Raw genomic sequence first — 18,023 nt, 5'->3', positions numbered from 1 at the left:
GGCGACATCGACGACCAGGTGGGAGGTGGGCATGGACTTCGCTGACAGTGACACCGACCTGGCGTTCCGGCGCGAGGTCGGCAGGTGGCTCGACGGGGCGCTGGCCGACGTGCCCGACCAGGAGGAGCTGACCCAGGACGAGCGGGAGCACTGGTCGCGGGTGTGGCAGGACCGGCTCTGCGCCGGCAACTGGGCCGGGCTGTCCTGGCCGGTCGCGCACGGCGGCCGGGGGATGGACGCGCTGGCGCAGGCCGTCTTCAACGAGGAGGCGGCGGTACGCGGTGCCCCGTACCCGCTCAACGGGGTGGGCATGATGCTGGCCGGGCCGACGATCATCGCGCACGGCACCGATGCCCAGCAGGCCCGGCACCTGCCCGGCATCCTGCGCGGCGACGAGTACTGGTGTCAGGGCTTCAGCGAGCCCGGCTCCGGGTCGGACCTGGCCAGCCTGACCACGGCGGCGACCCGGGTCGACGGGGGCTGGCGGATCAACGGGGCCAAGATCTGGACGTCCAACGCGCACAACGCGTCGAAGTGCCTGCTGCTGGCGCGCACCGACCCCGACGCGCCGAAGCACCGGGGCATCACCTACTTCCTCGCCCCGATGGACGGGTTCACCGTCCGGTCACTGGTGATGATCAACGGAGACACCGAGTTCAACGAGATGTTCCTCGACGACGTGTTCGTCGCCGACGACGACGTGCTCGGCGGGGTCGGCAACGGCTGGACCGTCGCGCTCACCACGCTCGCGTTCGAACGCGGCAGCATGGCGCTGAACCTGTGGGTGTGGGCCCGCCAGGCGGTGGACCGGCTGATCGACGTCGCGGTCGAGCGGGGCGTGGCCGACGACAGCGCGTTCGCCGACGCGGTGGGCGCGTTGCAGTGCGACGCCGAGGCGGTCCGGATCGGGTCGATGCGGATGCTGGGCGAGAGCCGGGCCGGCGGCGTACCCGGGCCGGAGACCTCGGCGCTCAAGAGCCTGTGGGCCCGGGTGGTGCAGCACGCCAACCGGCTCGCCGTGCAGCTCGACGAGGCCGGCGGGGTGCTGGTCGACGGCGACGGCGCCGCCGCCCGGATGCGCCGCTACCTGCGGGCCCGCGCCCACACGATCGAGGGCGGCACGGAGGAAGTCCAGAAGTCGATTCTCGCGGAGCGGGTGCTGCGCCTGCCCCGCTCACGCTGAGCGGAGTGGTCTGGTGCGTGCGACATTCACCGAGGAACAGCGGGAGATCGGTGCGACCGTGGGCGCGCTCGCGGACGCCGACCGGGGCACGGCCCGCGAGTTGCAGGTCGGCCCGTGGCGGGCCCCGGCGGCTGACGGTCCGCTGCTGCGGGACTTCGGGCTGCTCGGGGTGCCCGAGCCGGCCGGTGGCATCGGGTCGGGCCTGATCGACCTGCTGGTTGCCGTGGAGGCGCTCGGTGGGCGGCTGGTGCCGAGCCGGTTCCCGGCCCACGCGGCGGCGGTCCAGCTGCTCTGCGGCGAGGAGCGGCGCACCGGCCCGCTCCCCGACGAGGTGCTCGACGGCCGTCGGGTGCTCACCCTGGCCGTCGACGTACCGGGCAGCTCCGGGTGGGCCGACGGGGTGGCGCCGGACCCGCTGGTGCGGACCCTGGTGCCGTACGCGGCGCAGGCCGACGGCGTCGTCGCCCTCGGCCCGGACGGGGTCTGGTTCGCCGACCCGGTCCGGGCCAGCGCGCGGCAGTCGGTGGACCCGTCGGTGCCGCTGTCGGACCTGACGGTGGCCGTACCCGAGCGGACACAGCCCGCCGGAACCGGCCCGCTGCGGGCCGCGCTGGTGGTGGCGGCCGAGCTGTGCGGGGTGGCGCAGGGGGCGATCGACCTGGCCGCCGAGCAGGCCCGGACGCGCCGGCAGTTCGGTCAGGTGATCGGCGCGTTCCAGGGGGTCGCGTTCCCGCTGGCCGAGGCGGCGACCGCCCGCAAGGCGGCGTGGGACCTGACCCTGTACGCGGCGTGGGCGGTCGACACCGGTCGCCCGGACGCCGGGGTCCAGGTGCACGCCGCGAAGGCGGCGGCCGGGCAGGCGGCGGTCTTCGCCGCGGAGCGGTGCATCCAGGTGCACGGCGGGATGGGCATCACCATGGAGGCTGACCCGCACCTGTTCCTGCGCCGGGCGTTCGTGCTCGACGCCCGGTGCGGTCGGGGGTCGTGGCACCGGCGACGGACCGGGGAACTGCGTATCCGGGCACGTCGGGCCGGGCGGGGCTGACCTGCGGAAGTCTTGCCGGGCACCAACCCGGGCAGTAACATACCGGCTGGTCGGAATAAATGAGGAGAAGGCCGTGAAGTTCGGAATCATGAACCTGTTCCCGGTGGCCGACGGCGCATCGGACCACCAGGTGCTCCGAGAGACCCTCGACGAGATCCAGCTGGCCGACGAGCTGGGCTTCGACTCGATCTGGCTCGCCGAGCACCACTTCTCGAAGTACGGCATCCTCGGCAGCCCGGTGAACTTCGGCATGGCCGTCGCCGAGCGGACCCGGCAGATCACCATCGGCACCGCCGTCCTGGTCCTCCCGCTGCACCACCCGCTGCGGCTGGCCGAGGACATCGCCGCCCTCGACGTGCTCAGCGGCGGCCGGGTCTCCATCGGCGTCGGCCGCGGCTACCAGCCCGCCGAGTTCGCCGGCTTCGGGGTGCCCCTGGCGGAGTCCAAGCAGCGCTACCAGGAGACCCTGGATATCCTGCGGCTCGCGCTGTCGCAGGAGAACTTCTCCTACCACGGCGAGATCTTCCACTACGACAACGTCACCACCTACCCGAGGCCGTTCACCCCCGGCGGGCCGCCCATCCTGCAGGGCACGGTCTCCCCCGAGAGCTTCCGGGAACGGGGCGCGGTCGGCGAGTCGATCATCACCTCACCGAACTTCACGCCGTTGGGCATCATGCAGAAGAACTTCGCCCTCTACCGGCAGAGCATGCGGGACAACGGCTTCGACATCTCCACCTACGACCTGCCGTTCATGCAACAGGTCTGGTGCGGCGACAGCGAGGAGGGCCTGCGCGCGGCGGCCCAGGCGGCGATGAACTACTACAAGTCCGTCGGCAAGGTCATCCCCGGCTCGGAGGACGCCATCGCCCAGGAGCGGTCCTACTATGCGGCCGTCGCCAAGAACATCGAACTGCTGACCCTGGAGCAGACGCTGACCCACGGCGGCAACTTCGGCTCCGCCCAGCGCGTCATCGACACCATCGAGATGCTGCGCGAACAGCTCGGCATCAACCACTACATCGGCTGGCTGCGGATCCCGTCCCTGGACCGCAAGGCCGCGCTGCGCTCGATGGAGGAGTTCGCCGACAAGGTCATCCCGCACTTCCGGGCCCAGGACCGCGCCGCCGAGCGGGTAGCCACTCCTGAGGCGGTCGCCGGGTGAAGATCAGCTGCTTCCTGAGCGCCCAGTTCGACCCGTCGGCGTCGGCCACCGAGGGCATCGACGGCGTACTGGCCCAGGCCGCCGCCGCCGAGGCGGCCGGCTTCCACGCCGTCTACCTCGGCCACCACTACCTGGCCCGGTCGGCGTTCGTCCAGCCCATCCCGCTCGCCGGCTACCTCGCCCACGCCACCTCCCGGGTGCGGATCGGGTTCGGGGTCCTGCTGGCCCCGCTGCTGAACCCGGTCGCCCTCGCCGAGGACCTCGCCTCCCTCGACCTGCTGTCCGGTGGCCGGTTGACCGTCGGCATCGGCGCCGGCTACCGCCGCCGCGAGACCACCGCCTTCGGCGTCGCCTGGGAGGACCGGCTGCGGCGACTACGGGAGTACGTGCCGATGCTGCGCGCCCTGTGGAACGGCGAGACGATCGACGCCGCCGGCAGCTGGGGCGAGGTCCCCGGCGCGTCCCTGGCGCTGCGCCCGGTCCAGCCCGGCGGTCCACCGCTGTGGATCGGCGCGTTCGCCGAACCCGCGATCCGCCGCGCCGCCCGGCTGGACGCCCCATGGCTGATCGGCCCCAAGGGCGACGACGCCGAGCTGGCCCGGCTGCTCGGCATCTACCGGGCCGACCTCGCCGAGCGCGGCTTCTGCCCGGACCGGGAGTACCCGATGAGCCGCGAGGCGTACCTCGGCGACAGCTACCCGGCGGCCGTCGCGGCCGTCCGTCCGCACCTGCAACGCCAGTACGCGGGCTACAAGTCGTGGGACGACGCCCAGTCCCTCGACCTCGACCGGTACCTCGCCGAGGACTGCCTGGTCGGCTCGGCCGACGAGATCGTCGCCAAGCTGCGCCGCTGGGAGAGCGAGCTGGGCATCACCGAGGTCTCGCTGCGTCACCAGTTCGTCGGCGCGGGCCAGGACGAGGCGATGGAGCAACTCGCCCGCTTCGGCGCGGAGGTCATCCCGAGGCTCGCCGCGACCGCCCCCGGGGTGACCCGGTGAGCGCCGGTGGTCGAGCGGGCATCGGTGGTCCAGCGGGCGCCGGTGGCCCGGTGAGCGCCGGTGGCCCGGTGAATGAGGGTGGCCCGGTGAGCGCCGGCAACCTGGTCGGCATCCTGGAGGGCCGGTGCGCCGACCGGGCCGACCTGCCCGGCCTGTACGGCGAGGACGGCAGGTCGTGGACGTTCGACCAGATCGACCTGCTCGCCGGGGGTGTCGCCGCGGCACTGCGGGCCGAGGGCGTCGGCCCCGGCGACCGGGTCGCCTGCTACCTGACCAACGGGCCCGAGATCGTGTTCCTGCTCTTCGGGGCCTGGAAGATCGGCGCGGTGCCGGTCACCGTCAGCAGCCTCTACAACGCCGCCGAGCTGGCCGAGTCGGTGGCCAAGACCGCGCCCCGGCTGCTGCTGGTCGACGACCGTCGCCCCGACGTGGTCGCCGCGTTCCTCGCCACCCGGGCTGCCGCCGGAGACGCCACCCGGGCCGCCCCCGGGGACGACGACGCCGGCGGCACCGGGGCGGGTGACGTCGCCGCAGGTCTCCCGGTGCGCTCCGTCACGGCGTCGCTGGCCGGGGTGCCGGCGTTGCCGTGGCGGCGGGAGGTGCGGGTCACCGGCGTCGAGGTCGGGCCGGAGGCCGAGGCGTGCATCCTGTTCACCGGCGGCACGACCGGACGACCGAAGGCGGTCAGCGTCACCCACGGCGGGACGCGGGAGTCGCTGATGCGGCTGGCCCGGGTCACCACCGGCACCGGGGCCGAGGGCACCGCCGCGCCGGACGCCAGGCCGAACCTCATCGCCCTGCCGCTGTTCCACAGTGGCGGCCAGCACGCGCTGCTGTTCGCGTACTTCGTCGGCCGGCCGGCGGTGGTCTGGGAACGCTTCGGCGTCGACCGGCTCGCCGACCTCATGGCGCGGTTCGGGTTCGACAACCTCTTCCTGCTGCCCACCATGGTCTTCGACATCGTGCACGCCGACCGGGACCTGCCGTTCACCGGGGTCAAGTCGGTCCTGGTGGCCGGGCAGGCGATCTCCTGGCCGGTGCGGCGCGCGTTCGAGGAGCGCTACCGGGTGCCCATCCTGGTCAACTACGGCTCGACCGAGGCCGGGCACATCGCCGGCTGGACCGGCCGGGACATGAAGGCCGGCCGGTGGAAGCCCGGCTCCGCCGGCCGGGTCTACCCGGGCGTCGAGTTGGAGATCCGCGACGACACCGGCACCGCGCTGCCGTCCGGCGCGCAGGGTGAGGTGGTGGTCCGCTCCGCCCTGACCCGAGGGTACGTCGACGACGACGCCGCCTCGGCCGAGCTGGTCCGCGACGGGTGGGTGCACACCGGCGACATGGGCTACGTCGACGCCGACGGGGTGCTCTTCCTGGTCGGCCGCAAACGGGACATGATCAAGTGCGGGGGTTTCCAGGTCTGGCCCGAGGAGATCGAGGACGAACTGCGGGCCCATCCGCTGGTGCGCGACGTCCGGGTGCTCGGCCGCCCGGACGACCGGCTGGGTGAGATCCCGGTGGCGCTGGTGGTCCGGGCCACCGACGGCACGGTCGACGACACCGACCTTTCCGCGCGGCTCGTCGCGTACGCCCGGGAGCGGCTGGCCCACTTCAAGGCCCCCCGGCGCATCGAGTTCGTGCCGGCCCTGGAACGCAGCGCCACCGGCAAGATCAGCCGCGTGGCGGACCCGGCGGCGCAGCCGGCCGGGGCCGGGGCGACGGTGCCGTCGCCCGACCCGACCGACGCCGACCGCGCGGCGGCCGCCGCACCGGCGGCGGACAGCATCGCCTCCGTGGCGGTGTCCCGGCCGGACGACGGCCGGACCAGCCGACCGACAGCTAGGGGGAGCCGATGAGGTTCGGCATCATGGCGTCGCACCAGTACCCACCCGGCGACGACCTCCGCAGGCACCTCGACGACCTGTTCGGCACTGTCGAACTGGCCGCGGAGCTGGGCTACGACTCGGTGTGGACGATCAACCACTTCCAGTCCAACCTGGCCACCCCGCAGCCGATCTCGATGCTGGCGAGCCTGATCCCGCGCTCGGGGGACATGCTGCTCGGCACCGGCATCCTGCTGCTGCCGATGTTCCACCCGGTGCACGTCGCCGAGGAGTTCGCCACCCTGGACCACCTCTCCGGCGGGCGGGTGGTCCTCGGCGTCGGTGCGGGCTACCGGGACAACGAGTTCGCCGCCTTCGGCGTCGACCCGGAAACCCGGTTCCGCCGCTTCGACGAGAGCCTGCGGCTGATCCGGGCGCTGTGGACCGGAAAGCCGGTCACCCACGACGGGGAGTTCTATCCGCAGGTCGACGCCACCATCGGCATCCCGCCGCTGACCCCGGGCGGCCCACCGATCTGGATCGGCGCCGGCGGCAAGAAGGCGGTCCGGCGGGCCGCCCGGCTCGGCGACGCCTGGTACGCCCCGGGCAACTCCCCGAGCCGCCGGTTCCTGCCCGAACACCTGGCCGTCTACAACGAGGCGCTGGCCGAGTACGGGCGGGACCCGGCGACGGTACAGCGGCCCGTCGGCGTGGAGCTGTACTGCGCGCCGAGCACCGAACAGGCCGTCGCGGAGGCGCTGCCGCACGCCCGGGTCGAGTACTCGACGTACGCCGAGTACCCGGCGCTGCGCTGGCAGCGGGACCGCTTCGACGAACTGGTCCGCAACACGCTGCTGCTGGGCTCGCCCGAATTCCTCGTCGAGCGGATCAGCGCGCTGCGGGACCTGGGCTTCGACCACCTGATCTTCCGTCCCGGGTGGCTCGGGATGCCGACCGACAAGCTCCGCGCCTCGCTGCGGCTGTTCGCCACCGAAGTGATCCCCGCCTTCCGTACCACCTGACCTAAGGAACCCGCCGTGAAGAAGACCGAAGCCGAGCTGCTGGAAAGCCAGTGGGACGTCGAGAACATGGAGGTCGACCCCGAGGTCCTGGCGAAGTACGTCCGCTACGACGTCGACGAGGAGCGGGCCGTCGCCACCATCACCTTCGACCGCCCGGAGCGACTCAACGCCATCCCGGTGGCCGCCTTCGAACGCGTCGGCGACCTGGTGAAGGAGGCCGAGACCGACGACCGGGTCAAGGTCATCGTGTTCACGGGGGAGGGGGAGCACTTCGGCACGGGCGCCGACGCCGCCGAACTCGGCCACTACATCGGCTACAAGACCGGCACCGACAAGGCGTCCCGGCGGCGACCCGCCCAGCGGCAGCGCATCCTGCCCGACCGCAACGTGCTCAGCTCCGGCTTCACCCGGCCGATCATCGAATCGCTCAAGGCGACCATCTGCCAGGTGCAGGGCTACTGCTACGGCGGGCACTTCCAGATCGCGTTGTCGGCCGACATCGTCATCGCCTCCCCGGACGCCCGGTTCACCCACCCGGCGTTCCGCTACCTGGGGCCCGCCCCGCAGGACATGTACCACTGGATCGAGAAGGTCGGCCTGACCACGATGAAGGACGTCATGCTCACCATGCGGGCGATCGGTGCCGAGGAGGGCGAACGCAAGGGCCTGGTCACCAAGGTCGTACCCCGTGAGGACCTGCAACGTTGGGTCGACGACTACGCCGACGCGATCGCGGTGATGCCGCTGGACTCGCTGATGATGGGCAAGTCGATGATGCAGGTGGTGATGGAGGCCCGGGGCAAGGGTCTCGGGGCGATGACGGGTTGGGTCGGGCACGGCTGGGCCACCAACGTCAGCTTCGCCGAGGGGGACTGGAACTTCCTCAAGGAGCGCCGGGAGAAGGGCATCGGGCAGGCGCTGGCCGACCGGGACCGGCTCGTCGCCCCGTACTTCCGGCTCAGCGACAGCCGGTCGCGGGAAGAGTAGGCGACGGCGTGAAGTTCGGCATCCTGCTCGACCACCAGTACGCCCCCGGCGACGACCTGGGCCGGCGCGTCGGTGAGACCGTCGAGTACGTCCAGCACGTCCGCGACCTGGGCTACGACTCGGTCTTCGGCATCCACCACTACCTGTCGTCGCTGAGCACGCCGCAGCCGCTGCCGCTGCTGAGCCGGCTCATCGACCACTCCGGGACGATGCAACTCGGCACCGGCATCCTCATCCTGCCACTGGGCCACCCGGTGCACTGGGCCGAGGAGATCGCCACCATCGACCAGATGTCCGGCGGCCGGTTCGTCCTGGGCATCGGGTCGGGCTACCGGGACGCCGAGTTCACGTCGTTCGGTATCGAACGGCGTACCCGGGTGTCGCGGATGAACGAGGCCCTCGCCGTGATGCAGCAGTTGTGGACCGGGGAGCCGGTGCACCACGAGGGCAAGCACTTCACCCTGGACGGGGTGCGGTGCAGCGTGCTGCCGGTGCAGCGCCCGCACCCACCGGTCTGGGTGGGCGCCAACGGCCCGACCGGCATCGCCCGGATCGCCCGGCAGGGGCTGCCCTGGCTGGCCCCGTCCAACGTGCGCCGCAACTGGGCCGTCGGCAACCTGGCCGACTACCGCGAGCAGCGACGGGCCGCCGGTTTCGACGAACGGGACGCGGTCTTCCCGATCCACCGGGACCTGTGCGTGGCCGACTCCGCCGACGCCGCGTTCGCCGTCGCCGGTGACGCGGTGAAACGCTCCTACGGCGAGTACGTCCAGTACGGCATGGACTTCTTCGAGTCGCAGTGGGACGCGATCAAGGAGAAGGCGCTCTTCTTCGGCTCGCCCGACGACATCGCCGCCAAGATCCAGGATTTCGCCGACGCCGGCTACAACCACTTCGTGTTCCGGGCCCAGTGGCTCGGCCTGCCGATCGATCGGTCGATGGAGATCGTCGAGCGGTTCGCCCGCGAGGTCATGCCGAGGTTCCGTCCATGAGGATCGGTCACGTGATCGTCCCCGCCGACGACCTGGACGCCCAACTCGCCTTCTACACCGCGCTCGGGTTGACCGTGAAGTTCCGCGACGGCGACCGGTACGCCGCCGTCACCGACGGCACGGTCACCATCGGCCTCGCCGACGCCACCCAGCAACCCGTCGCCGGCCGCACCGTGCTCAGCATCCAGGTCGACGACCTCGACGCCTGCCTGGCCGACCTGATCGCCGCCGGCGCCACCGCCACCGACCCGGTGACCGGCCCCCACGAACGCCGGGCCCTGGTCACCGACCCCACCGGCACCCCCCTGACCCTCTACCAACCCCACCCCTGACCCACCCCCAAACCCAAACCCAAACCCACCCCGCCCCACCCCCCACCCGCCCCTGCTCCGGTGATCAAGAGAAAAGCGTCAGGAATGATCTCCACGATGACGTAAACCTCTTGATCAACTGACGCAAATCTCTTGATCACCGCGACGGCGGGGTAGGGCGTGGGACGGGAGGGAGGCCGGCGGGACGGAGATCGGGGGGGCGGTGGGACGAGAAGGAGACGTACGTGAGTGTGAGTGACGAGCTGCGGGACCGTACCGTCGGCGTGCTCGGCGGGACCGGGCCGCAGGGGCGGGGGTTGGCCCGGCGCTTCGGGGCGGCCGGGTTGGACGTCGTGCTGGGGTCGCGGGACGCCGGGCGGGCCGCGCAGACGGCCGCCGGGTTGCCCGGCCGGGTCCGGGGCGGGTCGAACGCCGACGCCGCCGCGCAGGCCGACATCGTGGTGGTCGCGGTGCCGTGGGACGGGCATGCCGAACTGCTCACCACGCTCGCCCCGGCGCTGGCCGGGAAGATCGTCGTGGACTGCGTGAACCCGCTGGGCTTCGACAAGCAGGGTGCCTATGCCCTGCCCGTCCCGGAGGGCTCCGCCGCCCAGCAGGCCGCCGCGATCCTCACCGGGTCGCGGGTCGTCGCCGCGTTCCACCACGTCTCCGCCGTACTCCTGGAGGACCCGGATCTCGACACGGTCGACACCGACGTGCTGGTGCTCGGCGACGACCGGGAGGCCACCGACCTGGTCCGGGCGCTCGCCGACACCATCCCGGGGGTACGGGGCGTGTATGGCGGGCGGCTGCGCAACGCGTACCAGGTCGAGGCGTTCACCGCCAACCTCATCTCGGTCAACCGGCGCTACCGCGCCCACGCGGGCCTGCGGATCACCGACGTGTGATCCGGTCCCGGCAGAGGGAGCAGACGGCACGGATCTCCCCCGGACCACCGCCGGGGTCACGGTCACCCGGTTCGCTGGCCCCGGCGTTGCACGTCCGCGTCGGGGCGGCGTCGGGGGGCGCGGGGCGACGGGGTCGCTCAGTACGCGTAGGTGACCGAGACGGTGGCGTTGGGGCAGCCGCCGGCCAGGCTGGTCAGGGCGCTCCTCTCGACGCTGTCCACGGTGAGCCGCCAGCGGATCTTGGTGGCCACCCATTCGGTGATGTACCGGCACCGGGCGGCGGCGTACGGCGGCAGCCAGCTGGCCGGGTCCTGGTCGCCCTTGGACTGGTTGACGTTGTCGGTGACGGCGGCCAGCGGGCGGCTGTCGCCGAGATCGTTGGCGTACGCCTGGCGGCGGCTGGTGCTCCAGGTGCGCGCGCCGGAGTCCCACGCCTCGGCCAACGGCACCATGTGGTCGATGTCGAGGTCACCGGTGGCGGTCCAGGAGGCGTCGTCGTAGTAGGAGTACCAGCGTCCTCCGGTCAGTGTGCAGGTGCCGGTGACGGTGGGCGCGCTGACCGCCTCGGCGAGCAGCACCTCGTTGCGGGTGGTGCAGCCGTCGCCGTCGGCGTCGATCCAGTGCGGGAAGAGGTCGCGGCTGTAGCCGGTGCGGTTCTCGGCGGCGACGGGCAGGCCGGCGACGGCGGTGGTCAGCGGGGCGGAGTAGCCGGCGGCCTCGGCGGGGTGGGCGAGGCCGAGCGTGGCGGCGAGGACCGCGGTGGGGATGGTCGCGGCGGCACGCAGGCGTCGGTTCATGGGTGCTCCGTCCGGTCAGATGCTCCGTTGCCACATGTATAGACGGAAGTCGAATGGTCGGTCTACCGGTCGTTGCGTGAACGGTGGCGGAAATCGCCGGTCAGCGTCGGGCCGGCAGCCGACCCAGCTTGTCCGGGTTGACCACCAGCAGGAGCCGTTCGATGCCCCGGGCCGAGGTGTCCACCGTGATCAGGGTGACCGGGCGGTCGGTGGCGACCAGCACTGCCGGGCCGCCGTTGACCTCGACCAGGTCGACCGTCGTCGCCCGCCAGTACTTGCGTCGCACGTTGTCCAGGAAGTTCGTCACCCGGGCCACCCCGCACACGTCCAAGCGGGCCGCGTGTACCCGGCCGCCGCCGTCGGCACGGGCCACCACGTCGGCGGTGAGCAACCGTTCCAACGTGGTCAGGTCGCCGTCGCGGGCCGCCCCGAGGAACGCCCGGGTCAGCTGCCGCCGTCGCTGCGGCGGGGCGGGCGCGGACCCCGCCACGGCGAGGTGCCGCCGGGCCCGACTGGCCAGCTGCCGGGCGTTCGGCTCCGACGTGCCGAGCACCTCGGCGATCTCCCGGTACGGGTAGTCGAACGCCTCGCGCAGCACGTACGCGGCCCGTTCGGCGGGAGCCAGCCGTTCCAACAGCAACAGCACCGCCACGTCCAACGCGGCCGCCCGTTCCGCACCGAGGGTCGGGTCGGCACTCGTGTCGACCGGCTCGGGCAACCACGGCCCCACGTACGTCTCCCGGGTGGCGCGGGCGGAGGTGGCCGCGTTCACCGCCAGCCGGGTGGTGGTCGTGGTGAGGAAGGCCGCCGGGTTGCGTACCCCGCTGCGGTCGGTGCCCTGCCAGCGCAGCCACGCCTCCTGCACCACGTCCTCGGCTTCGACGACGCTGCCCAGCATCCGGTAGGCCAGCCCGAACAGCCTCGGCCGCACGTCGAGGAACGCGGCCAGGTCGGCCGGTGCGACGGCCGGTGGCTCGTCGGCGGCGGCCCCGGTCGTCATGGACCCACCGTAGGCGGTACGCCGCGGGGGCCCGACGTCACCCGACGCCGGGCCCCCGCAACGGGTCAGCGTGCGCGCCACTGCGCCAACCGGGTGCCACCGGTACGGGCGGCGTCGCCGAGCGGGACCAGCGACTGCTCCGCCAGCAACGCCCCGAAGTAGCGCCCCTGCGGGTCGGTGACCACCGGCCGGGGGTCACCGGCGGCGGTCAGCGTCTGCCGGCCCAGCTCGTCCAGGCGCAACCGCTGCGGCCCGGCCAGCTCCACGATCCCGTCGACCGGTGCGCCGGCCGCGATCTCGGCCAGCGCCGTCACCACGTCGTCGGCGGCGATCGGCTGGATCAGCGCGGGCGGCAGGCGTACCTCGTCGCCCGCCACGGCGGACTCGACGATGGCCGGCACGAACTCGAAGAACTGGGTGGCGCGCACCACCGTCCACGGGATGTCCGCCCCGGCGATCAGCGCCTCCTGCGCCACCTTGGCCCGCATGTAGCCGCTGTCCCGGATGCGGTCGGCGCCGACGATCGACAGCGCCACGTGGTGCCGTACGCCGGCCTTCGCCTCCGCCTCCAGCAGGGTACGGGTGGACGTCTCGAAGAACGTCAGGACGGCGGTCTCCTCGAACGACGGCGAGTTCGACACGTCCACCACGACGTCGGCGCCGTCGAGCGCCTCGGCCACCCCCGCGCCGGTGAGCGTGTCCACCCCGGTACGGGGGGAGGCGGCCACCGTGTCGTGGCCCTGCTGCCCGAGCAGCGCCACCAGCCTGCTGCCGATCAGTCCGCTACCCCCGATGACGACGATCTTCATGGTCGGTCCACTCCCTGTCTGCCCGTGGCGGTCCCACCGCCCCTGCACCACCAACGACCGGGCAGACCCCCGATCCGTGACAACTCCGGCCCGGCACGCCGTCCACCTGGCGGTTTGCCGACCGCAGTCGGGCCGCCGACGCCACCCACGCGGGTCGCTGGCCTGCGGTCACCCGTCCGTCGCCGCGCTGCTGTACCGGTCACCCGTCCGTCGCCGGGCTGCTGCCGCCGGTCACCCCCGTCCGTCGCCGGGCCACCCCGCCGGGCACCCCGTCCGTCGCGGGGACGCCGTGCTGTGTTCCGTCGGCTGTTCGCGCACCGGGTAGCGTTCCCGCGGTGGGTGCGCCGGCACCCGGGTGAGGAGACACCATGGCGGGCACGACGACGGTGGAGGTTCCGACCAGTGACGGCGCGGCCGAGGCGTACCTGGCCCGGCCGGACGGGGACGGGCCGTTCCCGGCGGTGCTGTTCTTCATGGACGCCTTCGGGTTGCGTCCCCGGCTCGCCGAGATGGCCGAGCGGATCGCCGCGCGGGGTTACCTGGTGCTGGTGCCGAACCTGTTCCACCGTGCCGGTCCGATGCCGCGCGTCGACCTCGCCGATCTGGCCGATCCGCAGCGGCGCGGCGAGCTGTTCGGCCGGATCGTGCCGCTGATCACCGCGCTCACCCCGGAGCTGGTGGCCCGGGACGCCGGGGCCTACCTGGACTTCCTCGCCGCCCGCGACGACGTCGCGGCCGGGCCGGTGGCGATCGTGGGGTACTGCATGGGTGGTACCAACGCGTTGCGGGCGATCGAGGCGCACCCGGACCGGATCGCGGCGCTGGCCAGCTTCCACGCCGGCCGGGTCGTCACCGACGCGCCGGACAGCCCGCACCGGGGAGTCGGCACGGTCACCGGTGAGCTGTACTTCGCCCACGCCGACCGGGACGATTCGATGACCGCCGACGACATCGCGGCGCTGGAGGGGGCGCTCGACGCCGCCGGGGTCGCCTACCGCTCCGAGGTGTACGCCGGAGCCCCGCACGGCTTCACGATGGCCGACACCGCCATGTACGACGAACAGGCCGCCGAGCGGCACTGGACGGCGTTGTTCGATCTGTTGGAACGGACCTTCCGGGGATCGGCGCGGCGTTCGGATGACGGTCCCCACGCGAGCGCATGACAGTCGCGTGACATTTGGTCCGTGGCGTCCCGTCGTGGTTTCACCGCCCGCCCACCCGGGGCAGAGTCCAGATCGACAGCGACTCGCGGAGGGACGACACACGTGGAAGTACAGGGCTTCTTCACCGCCATCATCATCGGTCTGATCATCGGTGCCCTGGGTCGCCTCGTGGTGCCCGGGAAGCAGAAGATCTCGATCCTGCTGACCCTGGCCATCGGCGTGGTGGCCGCGATCCTCGGCACCCTGCTCGCCGGCGCGCTCGGGGTGGACGACACCCGGGGTATCGACTGGATCGAGCTGTTCCTCCAGGTGGCCTTCGCGGCCGTCGGCGTCGCCGTTCTCGCCGGCACGTACGGCCGACGTCGGCACTGACCCGCACCCCCTCGCGTCGGCCCGCCCTCTCCCCGGGGCGGGCCGACGCGGCCGTTGCGGGCGGGTGGCGGTTCGGGTACCCCCGGGGGTATGTTGGTGGCAGGAGGTGCACCGTGAAACTGCGACCGGAGATGACCGGCGACGCGTTGACCCGGCTCAAGCGAGCCCGGGGTCAGCTCAACGCCGTGATCGAGATGATGGAGAACGGCGAGGACTGCCGGGAGGCGTTGACCCAGCTCGCGGCGGTCTCCAAGGCCATCGACCGGGCCGGCTTCAAGATCATCGCCTCCGGGATGCGGCACTGCGACGCGGCGCGTGGGCGCGGTGAGACTCCCGAGATGACCGAGGCCGAGCTGGAGAAGCTCTTCCTGGCGCTGGCCTGACCCGCGAACGGCACCCCGCCCGGCCCGCCTGAGCGCGCTCCGGGCGGGTACTCCGTACCCCGGAACACGAACACCCGGCTGTCCGTTACATACCCCCAGGGGTATAAGTGAAAAGAGAGGTTTGTCATGACTGTTGAGGTGACGGTGCTCAGCACGTCCTCCCTCGGCGACCGCAGCTACCTGGCCTCCGACGGCCGGGTGGCGGTCGTGGTCGACCCGCAGCGCGACGTCGACCGCATCCTGCGCCTGGCCGGCCAGCGCGACGTCCGGATCACCCACGTGGTGGAGACCCACCTGCACAACGACTACGTCTCCGGCGGCCGGGAACTCGCCCGGCTCACCGGGGCCGAATACCTGGTGGCCGCCGCCGACCAGGTCGGATTCCCCCGGACCCCGGTCGACGACGGCGACGAGGTGCCCGTGTCGGACACCCTGCGGCTGCGGGTGGTCGCCACCCCCGGCCACACCTTCCACCACCTGTCGTACGTCCTGGACACCGTCACCGACGACGGCTGGCAGCCGGTCGGCGTGTTCACCGGCGGCTCCCTGCTGTTCGGCACCACCGGCCGCACCGACCTGCTCGGCCAGCAGCACGCCCACGAACTCGCCCACCGCCAGCACACCTCCGCCCGACGGCTGGCCGACCTGCTGCCCGACGGCACCCAGGTCTGGCCCACCCACGGCTTCGGCAGCTTCTGCTCCGCCACCCAGGCCGACGCCCCCGACTCCACCATCGGCCGGGAACGGCAGGTCAACCCGGTGCTCCGGCTCGCCGCCGACGACTTCGTCACCGACATCCTCGCCGGCCTGGACGCCCACCCGGCGTACTACGCGCACATGGGGGCCATCAACGCCGCCGGTGCGCCGCCGATCGACCTCACCCCGGCGACCCGCGCCGACGCCGGGCAACTGCGCGAACGGATCGCCGCCGGGCAGTGGGTGGTCGACCTGCGGCACCGCAAGGCGTACGCCGCCGCGCACCTGGCCGGCACGGTCAGCCTCGGCCTCGACGGGCCGATGTCCACCTGGCTCGGCTGGCTGATCGACTGGGGCACCCCGCTCACCCTGCTCGCCGAGACCCCGGAACAGGTCGCCGAGGCCCAGCGGGAACTGGCCCGCATCGGCATCGACCGGCCTGCCGCCCAGGCCACCGGTGGCCCCGAGCGGTGGGCCGCCGACCCCGGACAGCTCCGCGAGCAGCCCGTCGCCGACTTCGCGGCCCTGGCCGCCGCCCGCGTCGGGAAGCCGCCCGCCGGGCTGCCCGCCCCGCAGGTCGTCCTGGACGTGCGGATGACCAACGAGTGGACGGCCGGGCACCTCACCGACGCCGTACACGTCCCGCTGCCCGAACTGTCGGCGCGGCTCGCCGAGATTCCCCCCGGCGCGATCTGGGTGCACTGCGGCTCCGGCTACCGGGCCAGCGCCGCCGCGTCCCTGCTGGCCAACGCCGGCCGGACGGTGGTCGTCGTCGACGACCGGTTCGACCGGGCCGCGCCCGCCGGCCTCACCCTCACCACCCCCGCCTGAGACCCCGGCGAACCCGAAACGAGGAGAGATGGACCCCACCGACCCCACCCGCGAGGCCACCGTCGACACCGACACCCTGCGTGCCCTGGTCGACTCCGGCCGGGCACCCCGGCTGCTGGACGTCCGCACGCCGGCCGAGTTCGAGACCGCGCACATTCCCGGCGCCTACAACGTTCCGCTCGACCTGCTCCGCGAGCACCGCGACGAACTACGACGACACCTCGACGAGGAGGTGGTGCTGGTCTGCCGCTCCGGCGCACGGGCCGGCCAGGCCGGTCAGGCGCTCGCCGCCGCCGGGCTACCCCACCTGCGGGTCCTCGACGGCGGCATGCTCGCCTGGGAGAAGACCTCCGCACCGGTCCGGCGGGGCACCCCGCGCTGGGACCTGGAACGGCAGGTACGCCTCGTCGCCGGGTCGATCGTGCTGGTCAGCGTCCTCGGTTCGGTGCTGGTGCCGGGCCTGAAGTGGGTCGCCGCGCTGATCGGCGGCGGGCTCACCGTCGCCGCCCTCACCGACACCTGTGCCATGGGCATGCTGCTGGGCCGGCTGCCGTACAACCGGGGTGCCGGATGCGACCTGGACGGTGTCGTCGCCCAGCTGCGCGGTGACACCGGACGGCAGGGGTGAGCGCCACCCTGCCGCTGACCGTCGGGTTGGCCGTGCTGATCGGGGTCAGCCTCGGCCTGCTGGGCGGCGGCGGTTCCATCCTGGCCGTGCCGCTGCTGGTCTACGTCGCCGACCTGCCGGTACGGGAGGCCATCGCCACCTCCCTGCTCGTCGTCGGTGTCACCAGCCTCGTCGGGGTGCTGCCGCACGCCCGGGCGCACCGGGTCCGTTGGCGTACCGGGCTGGTGTTCGGGCTCGCCGGCATGGCCGGGGCGTACGCCGGTGGGCGGCTTTCCGGTCACCTCCCGCCGACGCTCCTGCTCACCGGTTTCGCGGTGCTGATGCTGGCCACCGCCGCCGCCATGATCCGGGGTCGACGCACCACCGGGGAGGCGGCCGGGCCGCGCGAGCTGCCCCTGGCCCGGGTGCTCGCCGACGGGGCGGTGGTCGGGCTGGCCACCGGCCTCGTCGGGGCGGGCGGGGGATTCCTCGTGGTGCCGGCGCTGGCCCTGCTCGGCGGCCTGCCCGTGCCGGTCGCGATCGGCACCTCGCTGCTGGTCATCGCGATGAAGTCGTTCGCCGGCCTCGCCGGCTACCTCTGGACCGTCGACATCAACTGGCCGCTGGCGGCCGCCGTCACCGTGGCCGCCGTGCTCGGCAGCCTGCTCGGCGGGCTGCTCACCAGCCGGGTGCCGGCCGACGTGCTGGGCCGGTCGTTCGGCTGGTTCGTGCTGGTCATGGGCGGCTTCGTGCTGGTCCGGCAGCTGCCCGGCGGAGTGCGGGCCGACCCGGCGCTCTGGACCGGGCTGGCCGGCCTCGCGGTCGGTGCGGTGCTCGCCGCGCTGGCCTGTGCCCGCCGGTCGCCCGGCGCACCGGTCGGCGTCGACCGGGGGTCGACCCGACCCGCCGGCTGACCACCCTGTCCGGGGCGGGC

19 protein-coding genes are annotated in these 18,023 nt (G+C 72.9%); 16 read left to right on the top strand and 3 right to left on the bottom strand.

The features are described from left to right. Positions 1–31 precede the first annotated feature (31 nt). The 10 genes from AB0B63_RS13580 (at position 32) to npdG (ending at position 10,431) form a co-directional block, all read left to right on the top strand. A complete protein-coding gene (locus tag AB0B63_RS13580; protein ID WP_208566412.1) occupies positions 32–1,183 on the top strand; it encodes an acyl-CoA dehydrogenase family protein in 1,152 nt (383 codons plus the stop codon). A 13-nt stretch (positions 1,184–1,196) separates the two neighbouring features. Continuing rightward, a complete protein-coding gene (locus AB0B63_RS13575; protein WP_357017984.1) occupies positions 1,197–2,228 on the top strand; it encodes an acyl-CoA dehydrogenase in 1,032 nt (343 codons plus the stop codon). 73 nt (positions 2,229–2,301) lie between these two features. Beyond that, positions 2,302–3,393, top strand: coding sequence for an LLM class flavin-dependent oxidoreductase (locus tag AB0B63_RS13570; protein WP_357017981.1), 1,092 nt, complete (start codon positions 2,302–2,304; stop codon positions 3,391–3,393). Further along, positions 3,390–4,391, top strand: a complete 1,002-nt coding sequence (locus AB0B63_RS13565; protein ID WP_357017978.1) for an LLM class flavin-dependent oxidoreductase — start codon at positions 3,390–3,392, stop codon at positions 4,389–4,391. The genes AB0B63_RS13570 and AB0B63_RS13565 overlap by 4 nt, the downstream gene beginning before the upstream one ends. A gap of 86 nt (positions 4,392–4,477) precedes the next feature. Continuing rightward, complete coding sequence (locus AB0B63_RS13560) at positions 4,478–6,244, top strand: AMP-binding protein (RefSeq protein WP_357017975.1); 1,767 nt, start codon at positions 4,478–4,480, stop codon at positions 6,242–6,244. Next, the gene (locus AB0B63_RS13555) at positions 6,241–7,233 is read left to right on the top strand and encodes an LLM class flavin-dependent oxidoreductase (RefSeq protein WP_357017972.1); all 993 of its coding nucleotides are present in this window, start codon (positions 6,241–6,243) and stop codon (positions 7,231–7,233) included. The genes AB0B63_RS13560 and AB0B63_RS13555 overlap by 4 nt, the downstream gene beginning before the upstream one ends. A gap of 15 nt (positions 7,234–7,248) precedes the next feature. Then, complete coding sequence (locus AB0B63_RS13550; RefSeq protein ID WP_208566406.1) at positions 7,249–8,220, top strand: enoyl-CoA hydratase/isomerase family protein; 972 nt, start codon at positions 7,249–7,251, stop codon at positions 8,218–8,220. An 8-nt stretch (positions 8,221–8,228) separates the two neighbouring features. Then, entirely contained in the window at positions 8,229–9,212 is a 984-nt protein-coding gene (locus tag AB0B63_RS13545) for an LLM class flavin-dependent oxidoreductase (RefSeq protein WP_357017967.1), read from the top strand. Continuing rightward, complete coding sequence (locus AB0B63_RS13540; RefSeq protein ID WP_357017964.1) at positions 9,209–9,544, top strand: VOC family protein; 336 nt, start codon at positions 9,209–9,211, stop codon at positions 9,542–9,544. The genes AB0B63_RS13545 and AB0B63_RS13540 overlap by 4 nt, the downstream gene beginning before the upstream one ends. A gap of 224 nt (positions 9,545–9,768) precedes the next feature. Further along, complete coding sequence (npdG, locus tag AB0B63_RS13535; RefSeq protein WP_357017961.1) at positions 9,769–10,431, top strand: NADPH-dependent F420 reductase; 663 nt, start codon at positions 9,769–9,771, stop codon at positions 10,429–10,431. A 137-nt stretch (positions 10,432–10,568) separates the two neighbouring features. On the opposite strand, the gene AB0B63_RS13530 is transcribed toward npdG, so the two are convergent. The 3 genes from AB0B63_RS13530 to AB0B63_RS13520 all read right to left on the bottom strand — a co-directional run bounded on the left by AB0B63_RS13530 (position 10,569) and on the right by AB0B63_RS13520 (position 13,037). After that, the gene (locus tag AB0B63_RS13530; RefSeq protein ID WP_357017958.1) at positions 10,569–11,228 is read right to left on the bottom strand and encodes an HNH endonuclease family protein; all 660 of its coding nucleotides are present in this window, start codon (positions 11,226–11,228) and stop codon (positions 10,569–10,571) included. A gap of 100 nt (positions 11,229–11,328) precedes the next feature. After that, entirely contained in the window at positions 11,329–12,228 is a 900-nt protein-coding gene (locus AB0B63_RS13525) for an RNA polymerase sigma-70 factor (RefSeq protein WP_208566401.1), read from the bottom strand. A 65-nt stretch (positions 12,229–12,293) separates the two neighbouring features. After that, complete coding sequence (locus tag AB0B63_RS13520; RefSeq protein ID WP_357017954.1) at positions 12,294–13,037, bottom strand: SDR family oxidoreductase; 744 nt, start codon at positions 13,035–13,037, stop codon at positions 12,294–12,296. A 368-nt stretch (positions 13,038–13,405) separates the two neighbouring features. Here AB0B63_RS13520 and AB0B63_RS13515 point away from each other — a divergent pair, with 368 nt between their 5' ends. From AB0B63_RS13515 to AB0B63_RS13490, 6 genes are all read left to right on the top strand, one after another. Further along, the gene (locus AB0B63_RS13515) at positions 13,406–14,200 is read left to right on the top strand and encodes a dienelactone hydrolase family protein (protein ID WP_208566399.1); all 795 of its coding nucleotides are present in this window, start codon (positions 13,406–13,408) and stop codon (positions 14,198–14,200) included. 102 nt (positions 14,201–14,302) lie between these two features. After that, a complete protein-coding gene (locus AB0B63_RS13510) occupies positions 14,303–14,572 on the top strand; it encodes a GlsB/YeaQ/YmgE family stress response membrane protein (protein ID WP_204926518.1) in 270 nt (89 codons plus the stop codon). A 113-nt stretch (positions 14,573–14,685) separates the two neighbouring features. Continuing rightward, positions 14,686–14,955 carry a metal-sensitive transcriptional regulator gene (locus AB0B63_RS13505; RefSeq protein WP_204926517.1) on the top strand — a complete coding sequence of 90 codons (270 nt, stop codon included), beginning with the start codon at positions 14,686–14,688 and terminating at the stop codon, positions 14,953–14,955. A 126-nt stretch (positions 14,956–15,081) separates the two neighbouring features. After that, positions 15,082–16,482: an MBL fold metallo-hydrolase gene (locus tag AB0B63_RS13500; RefSeq protein WP_357017950.1), complete on the top strand. Its 1,401-nt coding sequence runs from the start codon at positions 15,082–15,084 to the stop codon at positions 16,480–16,482. A gap of 28 nt (positions 16,483–16,510) precedes the next feature. Then, a complete protein-coding gene (locus tag AB0B63_RS13495) occupies positions 16,511–17,110 on the top strand; it encodes a rhodanese-like domain-containing protein (RefSeq protein ID WP_357017947.1) in 600 nt (199 codons plus the stop codon). Continuing rightward, entirely contained in the window at positions 17,107–18,003 is an 897-nt protein-coding gene (locus AB0B63_RS13490; protein WP_208566396.1) for a sulfite exporter TauE/SafE family protein, read from the top strand. Before AB0B63_RS13495 ends, AB0B63_RS13490 begins: the two co-directional genes overlap by 4 nt. Positions 18,004–18,023 lie beyond the last annotated feature (20 nt).

The organism is Micromonospora sp. NPDC049081, from assembly GCF_040648835.1.
GTDB classification, from domain to species: domain Bacteria; phylum Actinomycetota; class Actinomycetes; order Mycobacteriales; family Micromonosporaceae; genus Micromonospora; species Micromonospora antibiotica.
Note: the sequence above shows the minus strand (reverse complement) of the source record. Positions and strands in the feature narration are given on the sequence as shown.